This window comes from Actinacidiphila alni (genome assembly GCF_900112845.1).
Classification (GTDB): domain Bacteria; phylum Actinomycetota; class Actinomycetes; order Streptomycetales; family Streptomycetaceae; genus Actinacidiphila; species Actinacidiphila alni.
This window is the reverse complement of the sequence record NZ_FONG01000007.1, coordinates 292,247-308,240: the sequence shown is the minus strand read 5'-3', so window position 1 is coordinate 308,240 and position 15,994 is coordinate 292,247. Positions and strand designations below refer to the sequence as shown.

The window sequence follows — 15,994 nt, the reverse complement described above, 5'->3', positions numbered from 1 at the left end:
CAGGGCACGCACGAACCGATGGGAGGACTCGTGGGAGTCAGCCTCAGCAAGGGTGGCAACGTCTCGCTGACCAAGGAGGCGCCGAATCTCACGGCGGTCGTCGTCGGTCTGGGCTGGGACGCCCGTACCACCACCGGCAACGACTTCGACCTCGACGCGAGCGCGCTGCTCACCAGCGACCAGGGCAAGGTCCTTTCCGACCAGCACTTCGTCTTCTTCAACAACCTCACCAGCCCGGACGGCTCCGTGGTGCACACCGGTGACAACCTCACCGGTGAGGGCGAGGGCGACGACGAGGTCATCAACGTGAATCTGGCCGGTGTCCCGGCCGATGTCGCGAAGATCGTCTTCCCGGTCTCGATCTACGAGGCCGAGAGCCGCCAGCAGAGCTTCGGCCAGGTGCGCAACGCCTACATCCGGGTGCTCAACGCGGCGGACCAGCGCGAGCTGGCCCGCTACGACCTGACCGAGGACGCCTCGACGGAGACCGCGATGGTCTTCGGCGAGCTGTACCGGCACGGCGCGGAGTGGAAGTTCCGCGCGATCGGCCAGGGCTACGCCTCCGGACTGCGCGGCATCGCACAGGACTTCGGCGTCAACGTATGACCCGCCGGGCGCGGCGCCCGCTCCCGGGTGCCGCGCCCGCCGCAGGACCGAGCAGCAGACCGTGACAACGGGGAGGAACGAACCACAATGGGCGTCACGCTCGCCAAGGGAGGCAATGTCTCCCTCTCCAAGGCCGCGCCGAATCTCACCAAGGTGCAGATCGGCCTCGGCTGGAGCTCCCGCTCGACCACCGGAGCCGACTTCGACCTGGACGCCAGCGCGCTGCTGTGCGGCAACGGCCGGGTCCTGGGGGACGAGTTCTTCGTCTTCTACAACAACCTCAAGAGCCCGGAGGGCTCCGTCGAGCACACCGGTGACGAACTGGTCGGCGGCACCGGCGGTGACGACGAGACGATCCTGGTGGACCTGAGCCTCGTCCCCGAACGGGTCGACAAGATCGTCTTCCCGGTCTCGATCTACGACGCCGACGCCCGCTCGCAGACGTTCGGGCAGGTCAGCAACGCCTACATCCGGGTGCTCAACCAGGCGGACGGCGCCGAACTGGCCCGCTACGACCTCACCGAGGACGCCTCCACCGAGACCGCGATGATCTTCGGCGAGCTGTACCGCTACGGCGGCGAGTGGAAGTTCCGTGCCGTTGGTCAGGGGTACGCGTCAGGACTGCGCGGGATCGCCCTAGACTTCGGGGTCAACGTTTCGTAAAGCCGCGTACCGCGCGGGGGTCCCCGTGATCACAAGGGAAATGGGTAGGTAGCTCGTGCTCCTCAGAACATTCGGCTGGTCGTTCGGCATCACTGCCGCCGGCCTCGCCCTGGCCGGCGTCCTCTGGGGCTGGAAGGGCCTGGCCATCGTCGCGATCCTGTCCGTCCTCGAGATCTCGCTCTCGTTCGACAACGCGGTCATCAACGCCGGCATCCTCCGCAAGATGAACGCCTTCTGGCAGAAGATGTTCCTCACCGTCGGCGTGCTCATCGCCGTCTTCGGCATGAGGCTCGTCTTCCCGATCATCATCGTCGCGATCACCGCCAAGCTCAGCCCGTGGGAGGCGGTCAGGGTCGCGATCGACGACCACGACCGCTACGAGGCGCTGGTCACCAACGCGCACCCGGCGATCGCCGCCTTCGGTGGCATGTTCCTGCTGATGATCTTCCTCGACTTCATCTTCGAGGAGCGGGAGATCACCTGGCTGGGCTGGCTGGAGAAGCCGCTGGCCAAGCTCGGCAAGCTGGACATGCTCTCCGTGGTCATCGCGCTGGTCGCGCTGCTGATCGCCGCCACCACCGTCGCCACCGGCGTCCCGGTGCACGGCGGCCACGGCACCATCGACAAGGGCGAGACGGTGCTGCTGGCGGGCGTCGGCGGTCTGCTGACGTATCTGGTGGTCGGCGGGGTCTCCGGCTTCTTCGAGGACCGGCTGGAGGACGAGGAGGAGGATGCCGAGGACGCTGACGTGTCGGCCTCCGAGGGGATCGCCGCCGAGGGCGCCGTGGAGCCGAAGAACGGCAACGGGGTCAGCACCGGGCAGGTCGTGGGCCTGGCGGGCAAGGCCGCGTTCTTCATGTTCCTCTACCTGGAAGTCATCGACGCGTCCTTCTCCTTCGACGGTGTCGTCGGCGCCTTCGCGGTCAGCAACGACATCTTCGAGATCGCGCTCGGTCTCGGCATCGGCGCGATGTACATCCGGTCGCTGACGGTCTTCCTGGTCCGCAAGGGCACCCTGGACGACTACGTCTACCTGGAGCACGGCGCGCACTACGCGATCGGCGCGCTGGCGGTCATCCTGCTGGTCACCATCAAGTACGACGTCAGCGAGGTGATCACCGGCCTGGTCGGTGTGGTGCTGATCGGCGCTTCGTACTGGTCCTCGGTGGTACGCAACCGCCGACTCGGGGAAGAATCCCCGCAGTCGGACGAGGACAAGGCGGAAGTCGCCAGCGGGGTCTGAGGGTTCGGGCTCGCGCAAGGCCACAGCTGCCCCTGCCGTCGACCGGCGGGGGCAGTTCCGTATCCGGGAGGGACGAGGGCAGATGGCCTGGTGGAGTTTTCTGCGGCCGAGCGGCGCTCAGCAGTTCGACGTCGCGAACGCGCACACCGTGGAACTCACCAAGCGGCACCCGATGGTGTCGCTGAGCAAGCAGGGAGCGGCCGTCGGCAATCTGCGGGTCAATCTCTCCTGGTCGATGCGCACATCGGACACCGGCGGCTGGGCGACGTCCAACGGCAACTTCTTCCGCCGGCAGATCGACGTCTTCAAGCCGCGCGTGGTGCAGGCGGCGGGACCGGCCATGGTCAATGTCGACCTCGACCTGGCCTGCATGTACGAACTGGCCGACGGCAGCAAGGGCGTGGTGCAGCCGCTGGGCAATCTGCTGGGCGACCTGGACGCGCCGCCGTACATCCAGATGAGCGGCGACGACCGTTTCGGCGGCACCTCGGGCGAGACGCTCTACATCAACTTCGACAAGCGCGACGAGTTCAAGCGGCTGCTGGTCTTCGTCTACATCTACGACGGCACGCCGGCCTTCGACCGCACGCACGCCAAGGTGGAGATCTTCCCGACGTCGGGCCCGCGGATCGAGATCCCGCTCAACGAGCGGGAGCCGCAGGCCCGTTCGTGCGCCGTGGTGCTGATCGAGAACCGCAAGGGCGAGCTGGTGGTGCGCCGCGAGGTGCGCTACGTCTACGGCTTCCAGGCCGAGATCGACCGGCTCTACGGCTGGGGCCTGCAATGGGGCCGCGGCTACAAGACCAAGGTCTAGTTCCTTCTGCCGTCAGCGGCCGGGCTGGAACTGCGGGCCCTGCGGCGGCAGCGTGAAGCCGCTGCCGTCGCCCGCCGCCGCCGAGGCCGCGACCGGCTGCGGATAGCCGTAGGCCGGGTAGCTCTGCTGCGGCTGCTGGTGGACCGGCGGGGGCGGCGCGGCGGCGGCCACCGGCTGCGGGTAGCCGTAGGCGGGCTGCGCCGGTACGTGGCCGGGCGAGGGCGCCTGGAGCGGGTAGCCGTACGCGCTGGTGGGCTCGGGCTCGGGTACGTGCGGCGCGGTGGCCTGGGAGTCCTGGGAGGTCCGCGGGGCCGGCGACAGGGCGGCGGGGGAGACGGTGGGCGGCGCGGTCGCGGCCGGTACGGCGGTGCGGTCGGAGTCGCCGCCCTCCACGTCGTCCACGGCGATGCCGAACTCGGTGGCGAGCCCGACCAGGCCGGTCTCGTACCCCTGGCCCAGCGCGCGGAATTTCCAGCCGCCGTCCTTGCGGTACAGCTCGCCGCAGTTCAGCGCGGTCTCGTAGCCGGTGTCGGGGCGCACCTCGAAGGTGATGACCGGGACCTGCGCGGAGCCGCCGGTGTCGTACAGCAGCACGCACAGGTCCTGGACCTGCCGGAAGGGGCCGCCGTCGCACGAGGCGGCGATCACCACCCGGTCCACGCCGCCCGGGCCCGACTCCAGCGCGGCCAGGTCCACCTCGACGGTGTCGGTGAGGCCCTCGGCCACCCGGCTCTTGGGCAGATGCCGGGCCAGGCCCGAGGGATGGCGGGGCTCGTTGTAGAAGACGAAGTCGGCGTCGGACCTGACCTTGCCGTCGGAACCGAGCAGCAGTACCGAGGCGTCCACATCGGGGGAGCCGGGTGCGGGGGTCCAGCGCAGCACCGCCCGGATGCCGTGGGCGTCCAGCGGGGTGTTCGAGCCCTTCACCATCACCTGCGTCATGCGGTCATCCTGCCCTCCCGGGGGTAGGCGCCACAACGTCGTGCGTGACGGTCACGCGGTGGACCTGTTGCGGTTACCTGTTTTTCACACGCGAAGGGAACCTCTACCCCAGGCTCGCACGTACGATAATCGGCCAGATATCATCAGAACTACTACCTCGAAATGGGGCGTATGCGACACTTCGGGCACCTCGCTCCTGACGCCAGGAGTGAACTGTTTCACCGCGAGCCGCAGGAGTTCACCGCGGACTCGCCCGCACGCACGCTCGCGGTCGCCCTCGGCGCCACCCTCTACAGCCCCGCCACCCGCCCGCACCTCGCGGACGACGTGGTCAAGCAGGCCGCACGGGGTGTGGTGTCGATGGTCCTGTGCCTGGAGGACTCCATCGACGACCGCGATGTCGTCGCAGGCGAGGCCAATCTCGTCCGTCAGTTCGCCGACCTCGCGGCCCGGCCGGAAGCGGCGCTCCCGCTGCTGTTCATCCGGGTCCGCACCCCCGCCCAGATCACCGATCTCGTGGCCCGCCTCGGCGACACCGTACGGCTGCTGTCCGGATTCGTACTGCCCAAGTTCACCGAGGAGACCGGCGTCCCCTTCCTGGAGGCGCTGGCCCACGCGGAAGCCGCCTCGGGGCGGCGGCTCTTCGCCATGCCCGTCCTGGAATCCCCGCAACTGCTGCACCTGGAGAGCCGGGTCGAGACGCTCTACGGCATATCCAGGACCGTCGACAAGTACCGCGACCGGGTCCTCGCGCTGCGCCTGGGCGTCACCGACTTCTGCTCCTCCTACGGCCTGCGCCGCGCCCCCGCGATGACCGCCTACGACGTCCAGATCGTCGCCTCCGTCATCGCCGACGTGGTCAACGTCCTCGGCCGCGCCGACGGCAGCGGCTTCACCGTCACCGGCCCGGTCTGGGAGTACTTCCGGCACCACGAGCGGATGTTCAAGCCGCAGCTGCGCCGCAGCCCTTTCACGCCCGAGGCCGAGGACCTGCGCGACACCCTCATCGAGCGCGACATGGACGGACTGCTGCGCGAGATCGAACTCGACCGCGCCAACGGGCTCCAGGGCAAGACCTGCATCCACCCCACGCACGTCCCCGTCGTGCACGCGCTGAGCGTCGTCACGCACGAGGAGTACTGCGACGCGGCCGACATCCTCGACGAGGACCGGTCCGGCGGCGGCGTCATGCGGTCCGCGTACACCAACAAGATGAACGAGGTGAAACCGCACCGCGCCTGGGCCGAGCGCACCATACGCCGCGCCGAGGTCTTCGGCGTCGCCCAGGAGGACGTCGGCTTCGTGGAACTGCTCGGGGCCAGCCTGCCGCAGTCCTGAGCCCGAGCCCGGACCGGCGGACCGGGACCACCCGGACCAGCGGACCGGAACCCCCGGACCACGGGCGCCGGACCACCCGCCCCGCACCGAACGGAAGAGAAGCACCGCATGGCAACGCACACGCCCTGGCCGGGCCACTGGGTCGCGGACCGGCTGGGCATCGCCCTGACCGGCGACGGCCTGCACGGAGTGCTCGGCCTCGCGCTGCGCCGCAACCCCAAACGCGCCCACCTGCTGGTCTCCAACCTGCTCGGCAAGCACGTGCCGCAGGACCCGCGCGCCGTCCACGGCGCGGCCTACGCGCTCGGCGAGCGGGTCCGCGAACTCCTCGGACCCGACGGGACGCGAGACGCGGTGGTCCTCGGCTACGCCGAGACCGCAACCGGCCTCGGCCACAGCGTCGCCGACGGCATCGGCGGGGTGCCGTACCTGCACTCCACCCGGCGCGAGGTCGCGGGCGTCACGGCCGGCGGCGGCTTCCAGGAGGAGCACAGCCACGCCACCGGCCACCTGCTGCTGCCCGAGGACCCGGCGCTGCTGTCCGGCAGCGGACCGCTCGTCCTGGTCGACGACGAGTTCTCCACCGGGCAGACCATCCTCAACACCATCCGTGACCTGCACGGACGCCACCCGCGCGAGCGATACGTGGTGGTCGCGCTGACCGACATGCGCTCGGCCGCCGACCGGGCCAGGCTCGCCGACTTCGCCGCCGCCCTCGGCGCCCGGGTCGACGTCGTCGCGCTCGTCGCGGGCGCGGTCACCCTCCCCGACGGGGTGCTGGAGCGCGGGCAGGCCCTGGTCGCCGAGCACGAGACACCGCCGCCCGCGCCCGCCGCGCACTACGACGTCACCCACGTCGACCTGGAGTGGCCCGCCGGAGTCCCGGACGGCGGCAGGCACGGCTTCCTGCCCGAGCACGCCGCCGCCCTGGAGGCCGCGCTGCCCGCGATGGGCGCCCGGCTGGCCGCGGCCCTCCCGCCCGGCGCCCGCCGCGTCCTGGTCCTCGGCAACGAGGAGCTGATGTACGCGCCGCTGCGGCTGGCCGGCGCGCTCCAGCGGCACACCGACGGCGTCGACGTCCGCTTCTCCACCACCACCCGCTCACCCGTGCTGGCCGTCGACGACCCCGGCTACGCCATCCGCAGCCGGATCGTCTTCCCGGCCCACGACGAACCCTCCGACGGCCCCGGCGACCGGTACGCGTACAACGTGGCCGGCGCCGGCTTCGACGCCGTGATCTGCGTGATCGACTCCGTCGGCGAGACCGGGCCGCTCTACGAACCCGGCGGCCTGCTCGCCCAGCTCGCCGCGCACACCGGCACCCTGCTGCTCGCCGTCGTCCCCTCCTACCGGCCGCGGCCCAGGCTGCGCGACCGGCTGCGGTCCCGGCTCACCACCGGCACCGGGTCCCGTCCCCGACAGAACGGACACACCGCCCCGATGAGCGCCACCTCCCGCCCGCTGCCCGCGCCCCTGCGCGGCCCCGCCTTCTCGTCGTACGCGGCGGACGAGGTCGGCTGGCTGCTCAAGGATCTGTCGGAGGTGGAGCTGGAGGCGCCGACCGAGGAGCGCGAGGAGGCCATCCAGAGCGGCGGCGCGCACTACGCCGAGTCGCTGCCGGTGGAGTACCAGCCGAGCCCGGAGTACCAGGAACTGTTCCGGTCGGCGCTCGACGGCTCCGCCGAGCGGATCGCGCGGGCGGTCGGCGCGGTCACCGAACTCGTGCTCGCCGAGCGCGGCCCCGACGCCGTACTCGTCTCGCTGGCCCGGGCCGGCACCCCGGTCGGCGTGCTGATGCGCCGCTGGGCCAAGCACACCCACGGCCTGGACCTGCCGCACTACGCGGTCTCCATCGTCCGCGGCCGGGGCATCGACCGCAACGCGCTCGGCTGGCTGGCCGCCGAACACGGCGCCGCCAACGCGGTGTTCGTGGACGGCTGGACGGGCAAGGGCGCCATCACCCGCGAACTGGCCGACGCCGTCAAGGACTTCGACGGCGAAGGCGTCTTCGACCCGGACATCGCGGTGCTCGCCGACCCCGGCGGCTGCGTGTCCACCTACGGCACCCGCGACGACTTCCTGATCCCGTCCGCCTGCCTCAACTCCACCGTCTCCGGGCTCGTCTCGCGCACCGTGCTGCGCGCCGACCTCACCGGGCCCGACGAGTACCACGGCGCGAAGTTCTACCGCGAACTGGCCGGCTCCGACGTCTCCGGACTCTTCCTCGACACGGTCGGCGCCGCCTTCGACCGGGTCGGCGACGGCGTCGCCGAGGACGTCAAGTCGCTGCGCTCGCAGGACCGTTCGCCGACCTGGGCGGGCTGGGCGGCGGTCGAGCGGATCAGCGAGGAGTACGGCATCGGCGACGTCAATCTCGTCAAGCCCGGCGTCGGCGAGACCACCCGGGTGCTGCTGCGCCGGGTGCCGTGGAAGATCCTCGCGCAGCGCGGGGTCGGCGCCGACCTGGACCACGTCCGCCTGCTCGCGCAGCAGCGCGGGGTGCCGGTCGAGGAGGTGGACGGGCTGCCCTACTCCTGCGTCGGGCTGATCCACCCCCGCTTCACCCGGGGTGCCACCGGCACCGACGGCAAGGCGGTGGACGCGAAGTGACGTCCCGTCAGGAAGGGACGCTGGTCGCCAGCGACCTCGACCGTACGCTGATCTACTCCTCGGCCGCCCTCGCCCTCACCATGCCCGACGAGCACGCGCCGCGGCTGCTGTGCGTCGAGGTGCACGAGGCGAAGCCGCTGTCGTACATGACCGAGACCGCCGCCGGGCTGCTCGTCCGACTGGCCGCCGAGGCAGGGCACTTCGTGCCCTCCACCACCCGCACCCGCAAGCAGTACCGGCGGATCAGCCTGCCGGGACCGCAGCCGCGGTACGCGATCTGCGCCAACGGCGGGCACCTGCTCGTCGACGGCCGCACCGACCACGACTGGAACGCCGAGATGCGGCGCCGGCTCGCCGACGGCTCCGCGCCGCTCGCGGAGGTCCGCGCGCACCTCGCCGCCACCGCGGACCCGGCGTGGCTGCGCAAGGAGCGGATCGCCGAGGACCTCTTCGCGTACCTCGTCGTCGACCGCGGGCTGCTGCCCGAGGGCTGGGTCAAGGAACTCGCCGACTGGGCCGAGCCGCGCGGCTGGACCGTCTCGCTCCAGGGCCGCAAGATCTACGCGGTGCCGCGGCCGCTGAGCAAATCGGCGGCCCTCGCCGAGGTCGTACGGCGCACCGGCGCCTCGCGGGTCCTCGCGGCCGGTGATTCGCTGCTCGACGCCGATCTTCTTCTCGCGTCCCACCAGGGCTGGCGTCCCGGTCACGGCGAACTCGCCGACACCGGCTGGGCCTCCCCCCACATCACCGGCCTCGCCGCCTCCGGCGTGGCCGCCGGCGAGGAAATCCTCCGCCGCATGCTGGGCGCCCTCTAGTCGGGCGGCGACTCATGCCTTTCAGGGCGCCGCCCTGATGCCCGCACCGTGCGGAAAGGGGTGCCCTACAGGGGCGCGGGGAACTGCGCGGCCCGCCCCCACCGGCCCGGTGGTCGCAAAACAACAGCGTCTGCCCCGCTGGGGGCGGTTTGTAAGCTGCGGGCCCGCGTGGGCTGGTCGCGCAGTTCCCCGCGCCCCCAACTGAACGCACTCCGCAGGAGGGGCCTCACTCGCCCGGGGAGACGACGCGTGAGCAAAAGGCTCGGGAACGCTCTATGCGGCGGGCATTGGGCCGCTCGCTGGTGGCGATGAAGGCGCGGGCGTCCCGCTCGGAGCGCCCGCCACGGACATGGCGCCGCAAGAGCCGCCGCTCGCGAAGCTCACGGGGGACCTCGACGTACCAGAGATCGTCGAGGAGATCCCGGACGGAGGTCCAGCCGGGCCCGTCGTCGGCCAGATAGTTGCCCTCGGTGACGACGAGGCGGGCCTCGGGCAGGACGACGAGCCCGGCGGCGACCGGTTCGTCGAGCCGCCGGTCGAAATCGGGGGCGTAGACGGCCCGCCCCCGTTCGCCGCGAAGGCGCCGCAGGAGAGCGACGTACCCGTCGACGTCGAAGGTCTCGGGCGCCCCCTTGCGCCCCCGCAGCCCGAGGCGGTCGAGTTGGGCGTTGGCCAGATGGAAACCGTCCATCGGCACATACGCGGCGGTCCCGGCGCCGAGCCGGTGGTTCACGCCGGACACCAGCCGCCGCGCCAGCGTCGACTTACCGGCGGCGGGCGGGCCCGCGAGCCCCAGCAGGGCCCTCCGGCCTGGAATGCTGGGCACCAAGGCGACCGCGTCATCCACGAGCATCCCGTCACCCTAGGGCCCACGGGCCCCGAGCGCCGCACCAGGGAGAAGACCCTTGTCAGAAACGAAGAACCCGCAGCTCACACCCGAGCTGTACGACTACGTCCTCGCGCACAACCCGCCGCTGAACGCCGTCCAGCGGGAACTGGTCGACACCACCCACGCCCGCCTCGCCGACGTCGCCGGACTCCAGACCGCCGAGGAGCAGGGCCCGCTGCTGGCCTTCCTGGTCCGGCTGACCGGCGCCCGGCAGATCGTCGAGGTCGGCACCTTCACCGGCTTCTCGACGCTGTCGATGGCCCAGGCGCTGCCCGCCGACGGCCGTGTCATCGCCTGCGACGTCTCCGAGGAGTGGACGGCCGTCGGCCGCGAGCACTGGGCGAAGGCGGGCGTCGCCGACCGGATCGACCTGCGGATCGCCCCGGCTATCGACACCCTCAAGGCGCTGCCCGGCGGCCAGTGGATCGACCTGGTCTTCCTGGACGCCGACAAGGACTCCTACACCGCGTACTGGGAGGAGCTGGTGCCCCGGATGAGCCCCGGCGGCCTGCTCGTCGTGGACAACACCCTCTTCCACGGCGAGGTCGTCGACAAGGACGCGACCGGTTCCGCCCGCGCCATCCAGGAGTTCAACGACCACGTCCGCGCCGACGACCGGGTGGACGACGTCCTGCTCACCGTCGCGGACGGCCTGACCCTCGCCCGTAAGAAGTAGCCCGTAAGCAGAAGCACGCAGGAAGCAGCCGCAGGCTCAGTGCTGCGGCAGCCCGCGGGCCGGCGGGCGCCGGGCGGCCACCGCCGCCCGCGCCGCCTCCTCGCGGGCCGCCTGCTGCGGATGGCGGCTGCGCCAGTACGGGTTGTCGTGCGGCAGACCGCCGCTGACCCGGCCGTACATCCCGAAGAACAGCAGCATCACGCCGACCGCGAAGCTGAACAGCACGTTCGACATCTTGAACGCCAGCGCGTTGTGGCTGGTGTCCAGCAGGGCGAGATTGACGAAGCCGCTGAGCAGGAAGGCCGCGCCGATCACGATGTTGAGCGTCGAGGCGAAGTTGCCTCCCCGCACCATCCCGAAGAAGAGCAGCGCGCCGATCACGATGGAGATCGTGCTGAGCGCGCCGTTGGTGTTCAGACCGGCGATCCGCTCGCCCGCGTGGGACAGGAACGACACACCGTCGAGCAGCCCGAGGATCCCGAAGACGACCAGGATCAGGCCCATCAGACCGGCGCCGAAGCGGTACATCCGGCTCAGCTTGTGGTCCACGGGCAGATGATCGTCGAGGCGCATGAGACCGGCCTCCTTCGCTGAAGGGGAATCGAGGCCGTAGCTGTGTCTCCAGGATAGGCCGGTCCCCGGAATCCGGCCCTCCGCCGCCAAACTCCTGGCCTCACCCCGTACCTCACCTGCCGGCGGCCGCCGCCCGCGCCGCGTGCTCCGCCATCAGGTCCGCCAGCAGCGTCCGATAGTGCGCGAAGCCCGCGACCACAGCCGCCGGATCCTTCGCCAGGTCGTCCCAGCGCCGTACGGCGACCGGCGGATGGCCTGTGGATGAACGCCCCTGGCGCGGTCGCGGCACCGCTACGCTGAGGCCATGCCTCGCTACGAATACCGCTGCAAGTCCTGTGGCTCCACCTTCGAGCTGCGCCGCCCGATGTCCCAGGCGAACGCCCCGACCGTCTGCCCCAAGGGCCACGACGACACCGTGAAGCTGTTGTCGACGGTGGCGGTCGCCACGTCCTCGTCCTCGTCCTCGGCCCCGTCCGCGTCCTCCGGCCCCGCCCCGGCCGGTGGTGGCGGTGGCTGCTGCGGAGGCGGCTGCTGCAGCTGAACGCGGCCGTACGGGACCCGGCTGTACGGGGCCGGGGCGCGGCTCAGCGCCCGGCCGCGCGGTCCTCACGGATGTTGGCCACGACGCGGTTCGCCGTCTCGCGGACCGCGGCCGTCTCGGTGAGGAACGCCCAGTAGTCCGGGTGCCGGCCCTCCAGCGCGGCCAGCGCCCGGTCCAGCCGGGCCACCGCGTCGTCCAGCGGTCTGGCGTGCCGCGGCTCGGGCGTCGAGCGGCCCTGCATGGCCAGCCGCTGCGCGTCCCGGATCGCGAAACGGGTCTTCTCGACCTCAGCCTTCGGATCCTTGCTGACCTCGTTGAGCCGCCGCAACCGGTCACCGGCCGCCGACACCGCGCCGTCCACGTCGTCCATCAGCGCCCGGACCGTCGCCAGCTTGGCCGTCGCGTCCGGCCAGCGCTGCTCGTCCCGCGCCCTGCGCGCCTCCGCGAGCACGGTGTCCGCCTGCCGTACGGCCTGCGCGGCCCGCTCCGGCACCTGCTGGAGGTCCTGCCAGCACTCCACGGAATAGCGCCGCCGCAGCTCGCTCAGCACCGGCTCCACCCCCTCGGCGCGATTGCCCAGCGCCTGCACCCGGGTGCGCAGCGACACCAGCCGCTTGTCCAGCTCCCTGGCCTGCTCCGGCAGCCGCTCCGCCTCGGTGCGCACCGCCTCGGACTTGCGCCGTACCTCGTCGGCCCGCCGCACGGTCTCCTGCACGCCGTGCCGGCCCGCGCCCTCGTTCAGCTTGGTCAGCTCGGGGGCCAGCGCCGCCAGCCGGGCGGCGAGGGCGTCCGCCTTCAGTCCGGCCGCGCGTACCCCGTCCAGCGCGGTGGTCGCCGCGAGCAGCGACTGCCGGGCCCGCTCCACCGCGGGCGCCAGCCGGGCGAGCTGCGTCTCGGCCTTGCCCAGCAGCGGCGCCAGACCCGCCGAGAAGCGCTCCAGCTCCGCGCGCGCCTTGTCCAGCTCGTCCTTGGCCTTGGTCAGCTCGGTCCTGGCCCGGGCCGCCGCCGACGACTCCAGCTCGTCCCGGTCCAGGTCGTGCGCGTCGACGGTGGCGATGTAGGCGGCGCTCACCTGGTCGATCTGCTCGCCCAGCGACCGGAAACCGGCCAGTGCCCGGCGCGCCTCGGGGGAGTCGTCCACCGCGGTGATCGTCTCTATCGAGATCTCCAGGTCGCGCTGGGCCGTGTCCAGCTCGTAGAACGCCTGCGACGCCGCGTCCTTCGCCGCCTGCGCCTCCGCACGGTGATTGTCGCCGCGTCGCCACCACGAACGTGCCGTCGTCACCGTGACACTCTCTCCCCGCAGATCGCCGCCGACCACCGTCGGAACCATCCTCCCACCCGGCCGCCCCGAACACACCGCCCGGTCCGAACCCCCGCACGGTTGCTGATCACGCCCCCGGGCAGGGTAATCTGTGACGTCGCACTCACCGGGGCGTGTAGCTCAGTGGTAGAGCGCCGCCCTTACAAGGCGGATGTCGGCGGTTCGAAACCGTCCACGCCCACCCCAGGTCAAGGCCCCTCGCACCGCCCGGCGCGAGGGGCCTTCCGCGTGTCCGGGCCCGTACGCGGTCCGCGGGCGCCCGGCCCGCCGCCGCTCCCGTTACTCCCGTGGAGGTAAGGCCAGGCGGCCCGCCCACCACGGGGGTGCCGTGGCTGGTGCTCGCGCTGTGGGTGGGCGTGCTCGCCGTCGCCGTACCGCTGTCCGGCAGGCTCGGCGACGTCCAGCGCGACGGTGTCGTGGACTACCTGCCGAACAGCGCGGACTCCACCCAGGTCGCCCGGGTCCAGGCCGAACTGCCCGGCGGCCAGTCCACCGACCTCGTCCTCGTCTACCACCGCGACGGCGGCCTCACCGCCGCCGACCGCGCCACCGCCACGGCTCAGACCGCCGAGATCGCCCGCACCCACCGGCTCACCGGCGCCGCCCCCACCGCCGTGCCGTCCGCCGACGGCAGCACGCTGATGTACCCGGTCTCCAGCACCGAGCCCGGCCAGGACACCACGGCCAGGTCCGACTACGTGGACGGCATACGCTCCATCGCCACCGGCGGACACGGGCTGACAGTGAAGGTCGGCGGACCCGGCGCCCTCGACACCGACAGCGGCGAGGTCTACGACGCGCTCGGCGGCCCGCTGCTCTACACCACCGTCCTCGTCGTCGCCGTCCTGCTGATCCTCATCTACCGCAGCCCGATGCTGTGGCTGGTCCCGCTGATCTCCGCGGGCGCCGCCGACGTGCTGTCGATGGCCGTCACCTACGGCCTCAACCGGGCCTTCGGCGTCACCGTCAGCGGCCAGAGCAGCGGGGTGATGACCATCCTCGTCTTCGGCGTCGGCACCGACTACGCGCTGCTGCTCGTGGCCCGCTACCGCGAGGAACTGCGGCGCACCGCGCGGCCGTACGACGCCATGCGCGCCGCCCTGCGCAAGGCCGCGCCCGCGGTCCTCGCCTCGGCCGGCACCGTCGCCGCCGGCATGCTGTGCCTGCTCGCCGCCGATCTCAACAGCAGCCGCGGCATGGGCCCGACCGCCGCCGTGGGCGTACTCGGCGCGCTGCTGGCCATGACCACCCTGCTGCCCGCGCTCCTCGTCGTCCTCGGCCGCCGGGTGTTCTGGCCGCTCATCCCCGCCCACGGCAGCACACCCAAGGAACGGCGCGGCGCCTTCACCGCGATCGGCCGGGCCGTGTCCCGCAGGCCCGTCGCGGTCCTGGCCGGCGGCCTCGTCCTGCTCGGCGCGCTCGCCGTCGGCACCCTGCACCTGCCGGGCGGCCTCAAGCAGCAGGACATGTTCAGCAGCAGGCCCGACTCGATCGCCGCCATGGAGATCGTCGGGACGGCATACCCCGACCGCGGCGCGCAGCCCATCGCCGTCGTCGCACCCGCCGCGCGGGCCGCCGCCGCACAGGACGCCGCCCGCGCCACGCACGGCGTCACCGGAGTACGCCCCGGGCGCACCGCCGACGGCTGGAGCGAATTCTTCGTCACGACCGCCGCGCCGCCGCAGAGCGCCGCCGAGACCGCCGTCATCAAGGACCTGCGCGGCACGCTGCACGGCTCCTACGTCGGCGGCACCAGCGCCCAGCAGATCGACCTGCGGTCGGCGGACCGGCGCGACCGTGCCGTCGTCGTCCCGCTGACCCTCGCGGCCGTACTGCTCGTCCTGGTCCTGCTGCTGCGCGCCCTGGTCGCACCGCTCGTGCTCGTCGCCGCCGTGATCGCCGTCTGGGGTGCCGCGCTCGGCATCGGCGGGCTGGTCTTCGGCCCGCTCTTCGGCTTCGGCGGCACCGATCCGGGGCTGCCGCTGCTCTCCTTCGTCTTCCTCGTCGCCCTCGGCGTGGACTACGGGATCTTCCTCATGCACCGCATGCGGGAGGAGTCCCTGGGCGGTTCCCCGCCCTCGTCCGCCACGCTCGGCGCCCTGCGCTCCACCGGCGGCGTCATCACCTCCGCCGGGGTCGTCCTCGCCGCGACCTTCTCCGTCCTGCTCAACATGCCCCTCGTCCAGCTCGCCGAGCTCGGCTTCGTCATCGCCGTCGGTGTCCTCCTCGACACCTTCCTCGTCCGGACCTTCCTCGTCACCTCGGCTTCGCTGCTCCTCCGTCGCCACATCTGGTGGCCGGGCCCTCTCGGCGCCTCTGCGCGCGGCGGCGCGTGATCCCCCTCCTGCGGAGTGCGGTGCCCTTTCGGCAGGCGGTGCCTGAGGTCTTTTAGGGGCGCGGGGAACTGCGCGAGCAACCCACCACCGGCCCGGTGGTCGCAAAACAACAGCGTCTGCCCCGCTGGGGGCGGTTTTTTGTCTGAAGGCGCGCGTGCGCTGAGCGCGCAGTTCCCCGCGCCCCTGGAGGGGCACCCTCCTCCGCAGAGGTGCGGGTACACGGCGGCGCCGGAGGAGTTCGACCGGGCGGCCGTCGCGCGGGCGCTGAGCGCCCCCGAGGAACCCGCCGTGACCCCCGGCACCGGGACGCTGTCCGGCCGTGAGCGCGGTGTCGTCACGCTCGTCGCCCGCGGCCTGAACAACGCCGAGATCGCCACCGCGCTCGACCTCAGCCCCCTCACCGTCAAGACCCACATCAGCCGCATCATGCGCAAGCTCGGCGCCCGCGACCGCGCCCAACTGGTCATCACCGGCTACGAGTCGGGCCTGGTCACCTTCGGCACGGCCGGTCCGCCCGACGCGGATTCGCGCTGGTGATCGAGGGTTTGACGCCGCCGTGACCCCTTCGGGGGAACGGCGGCACACATCATCGGCACGTGCCGGGCGCACTGCCGACCATGAGGG

The 15,994-nt window shown here is 72.0% G+C and carries 15 protein-coding genes, 1 tRNA gene and 1 pseudogene; 12 read left to right on the top strand and 5 right to left on the bottom strand.

Annotated elements, in window-relative coordinates; genetic code table 11:
- The first annotated feature begins 30 nt into the window (after window positions 1–30).
- The 4 genes from BM076_RS14525 to BM076_RS14510 all read left to right on the top strand — a co-directional run bounded on the left by BM076_RS14525 (window position 31) and on the right by BM076_RS14510 (window position 3,326).
- The gene (locus BM076_RS14525; RefSeq protein ID WP_093714004.1) at window positions 31–606 is read left to right on the top strand and encodes a TerD family protein; all 576 of its coding nucleotides are present in this window, start codon (window positions 31–33) and stop codon (window positions 604–606) included.
- Window positions 607–693: 87 nt separating this feature from the next.
- On the top strand, window positions 694–1,269 hold the full coding sequence (locus BM076_RS14520; protein WP_093713906.1) for a TerD family protein: 576 nt from the start codon (window positions 694–696) through the stop codon (window positions 1,267–1,269).
- Between the two features lie 55 nt (window positions 1,270–1,324).
- Entirely contained in the window at window positions 1,325–2,512 is a 1,188-nt protein-coding gene (locus BM076_RS14515; RefSeq protein WP_093713905.1) for a DUF475 domain-containing protein, read from the top strand.
- Window positions 2,513–2,594: 82 nt separating this feature from the next.
- Window positions 2,595–3,326: a TerD family protein gene (locus tag BM076_RS14510; RefSeq protein WP_093713904.1), complete on the top strand. Its 732-nt coding sequence runs from the start codon at window positions 2,595–2,597 to the stop codon at window positions 3,324–3,326.
- Between the two features lie 12 nt (window positions 3,327–3,338).
- On the opposite strand, the gene BM076_RS14505 is transcribed toward BM076_RS14510, so the two are convergent.
- Window positions 3,339–4,268, bottom strand: a complete 930-nt coding sequence (locus BM076_RS14505; protein ID WP_093713903.1) for a TerD family protein — start codon at window positions 4,266–4,268, stop codon at window positions 3,339–3,341.
- Window positions 4,269–4,439: 171 nt separating this feature from the next.
- Here BM076_RS14505 and BM076_RS14500 point away from each other — a divergent pair, with 171 nt between their 5' ends.
- The 3 genes from BM076_RS14500 (at window position 4,440) to BM076_RS14490 (ending at window position 9,031) form a co-directional block, all read left to right on the top strand.
- On the top strand, window positions 4,440–5,606 hold the full coding sequence (locus BM076_RS14500; RefSeq protein ID WP_093713902.1) for an HpcH/HpaI aldolase/citrate lyase family protein: 1,167 nt from the start codon (window positions 4,440–4,442) through the stop codon (window positions 5,604–5,606).
- A gap of 108 nt (window positions 5,607–5,714) precedes the next feature.
- Window positions 5,715–8,216 carry a phosphoribosyltransferase gene (locus tag BM076_RS14495; protein WP_093713901.1) on the top strand — a complete coding sequence of 834 codons (2,502 nt, stop codon included), beginning with the start codon at window positions 5,715–5,717 and terminating at the stop codon, window positions 8,214–8,216.
- Window positions 8,213–9,031 carry an HAD family hydrolase gene (locus BM076_RS14490; protein ID WP_093713900.1) on the top strand — a complete coding sequence of 273 codons (819 nt, stop codon included), beginning with the start codon at window positions 8,213–8,215 and terminating at the stop codon, window positions 9,029–9,031. The genes BM076_RS14495 and BM076_RS14490 overlap by 4 nt, the downstream gene beginning before the upstream one ends.
- Window positions 9,032–9,257: 226 nt before the next feature.
- Here the strand turns inward: BM076_RS14490 and BM076_RS14485 are convergent, their stop codons facing one another.
- Entirely contained in the window at window positions 9,258–9,884 is a 627-nt protein-coding gene (locus BM076_RS14485) for a nucleoside/nucleotide kinase family protein (protein ID WP_093713899.1), read from the bottom strand.
- A 52-nt stretch (window positions 9,885–9,936) separates the two neighbouring features.
- Here BM076_RS14485 and BM076_RS14480 point away from each other — a divergent pair, with 52 nt between their 5' ends.
- Window positions 9,937–10,596, top strand: a complete 660-nt coding sequence (locus BM076_RS14480; RefSeq protein WP_093713898.1) for an O-methyltransferase — start codon at window positions 9,937–9,939, stop codon at window positions 10,594–10,596.
- A 36-nt stretch (window positions 10,597–10,632) separates the two neighbouring features.
- On the opposite strand, the gene BM076_RS14475 is transcribed toward BM076_RS14480, so the two are convergent.
- Together BM076_RS14475 and BM076_RS36600 are read right to left on the bottom strand one after the other, a co-directional pair.
- Entirely contained in the window at window positions 10,633–11,169 is a 537-nt protein-coding gene (locus BM076_RS14475) for a DUF4383 domain-containing protein (protein ID WP_093713897.1), read from the bottom strand.
- A gap of 112 nt (window positions 11,170–11,281) precedes the next feature.
- A complete protein-coding gene (locus BM076_RS36600) occupies window positions 11,282–11,458 on the bottom strand; it encodes a hypothetical protein (RefSeq protein ID WP_177246446.1) in 177 nt (58 codons plus the stop codon).
- Window positions 11,459–11,473: 15 nt separating this feature from the next.
- On the opposite strand from BM076_RS36600, the gene BM076_RS14470 reads away from it, so the two are divergent.
- A complete protein-coding gene (locus BM076_RS14470; protein ID WP_093713896.1) occupies window positions 11,474–11,710 on the top strand; it encodes an FmdB family zinc ribbon protein in 237 nt (78 codons plus the stop codon).
- Window positions 11,711–11,753: 43 nt separating this feature from the next.
- Here BM076_RS14470 and BM076_RS14465 read toward each other — a convergent pair whose 3' ends face one another.
- Window positions 11,754–12,995: a hypothetical protein gene (locus BM076_RS14465; protein ID WP_093714003.1), complete on the bottom strand. Its 1,242-nt coding sequence runs from the start codon at window positions 12,993–12,995 to the stop codon at window positions 11,754–11,756.
- 148 nt (window positions 12,996–13,143) lie between these two features.
- Here BM076_RS14465 and BM076_RS14460 point away from each other — a divergent pair.
- The 3 genes and pseudogenes from BM076_RS14460 to BM076_RS14450 all read left to right on the top strand — a co-directional run.
- A tRNA-Val gene (locus tag BM076_RS14460) sits at window positions 13,144–13,215 on the top strand.
- Window positions 13,216–13,321: 106 nt separating this feature from the next.
- A complete protein-coding gene (locus tag BM076_RS14455; protein WP_093713895.1) occupies window positions 13,322–15,370 on the top strand; it encodes an MMPL family transporter in 2,049 nt (682 codons plus the stop codon).
- 252 nt (window positions 15,371–15,622) lie between these two features.
- A pseudogene (locus tag BM076_RS14450) lies at window positions 15,623–15,907 on the top strand (response regulator transcription factor); the annotation flags it as partial.
- Window positions 15,908–15,994 lie beyond the last annotated feature (87 nt).

Coding starts and splice junctions, on each gene's coding strand:
- BM076_RS14510 (WP_093713904.1), top strand. CDS start 2,595: ATGGCCTGGTGGAGTTTTCTGCGGCCGAGCGGCGCTCAGCAGTTCGAC.
- BM076_RS14470 (WP_093713896.1), top strand. CDS start 11,474: ATGCCTCGCTACGAATACCGCTGCAAGTCCTGTGGCTCCACCTTCGAG.
- BM076_RS14505 (WP_093713903.1), bottom strand. CDS start 4,268: ATGACGCAGGTGATGGTGAAGGGCTCGAACACCCCGCTGGACGCCCAC.
- BM076_RS14495 (WP_093713901.1), top strand. CDS start 5,715: ATGGCAACGCACACGCCCTGGCCGGGCCACTGGGTCGCGGACCGGCTG.
- BM076_RS14485 (WP_093713899.1), bottom strand. CDS start 9,884: ATGCTCGTGGATGACGCGGTCGCCTTGGTGCCCAGCATTCCAGGCCGG.
- BM076_RS14520 (WP_093713906.1), top strand. CDS start 694: ATGGGCGTCACGCTCGCCAAGGGAGGCAATGTCTCCCTCTCCAAGGCC.
- BM076_RS14475 (WP_093713897.1), bottom strand. CDS start 11,169: ATGCGCCTCGACGATCATCTGCCCGTGGACCACAAGCTGAGCCGGATG.
- BM076_RS14500 (WP_093713902.1), top strand. CDS start 4,440: ATGCGACACTTCGGGCACCTCGCTCCTGACGCCAGGAGTGAACTGTTT.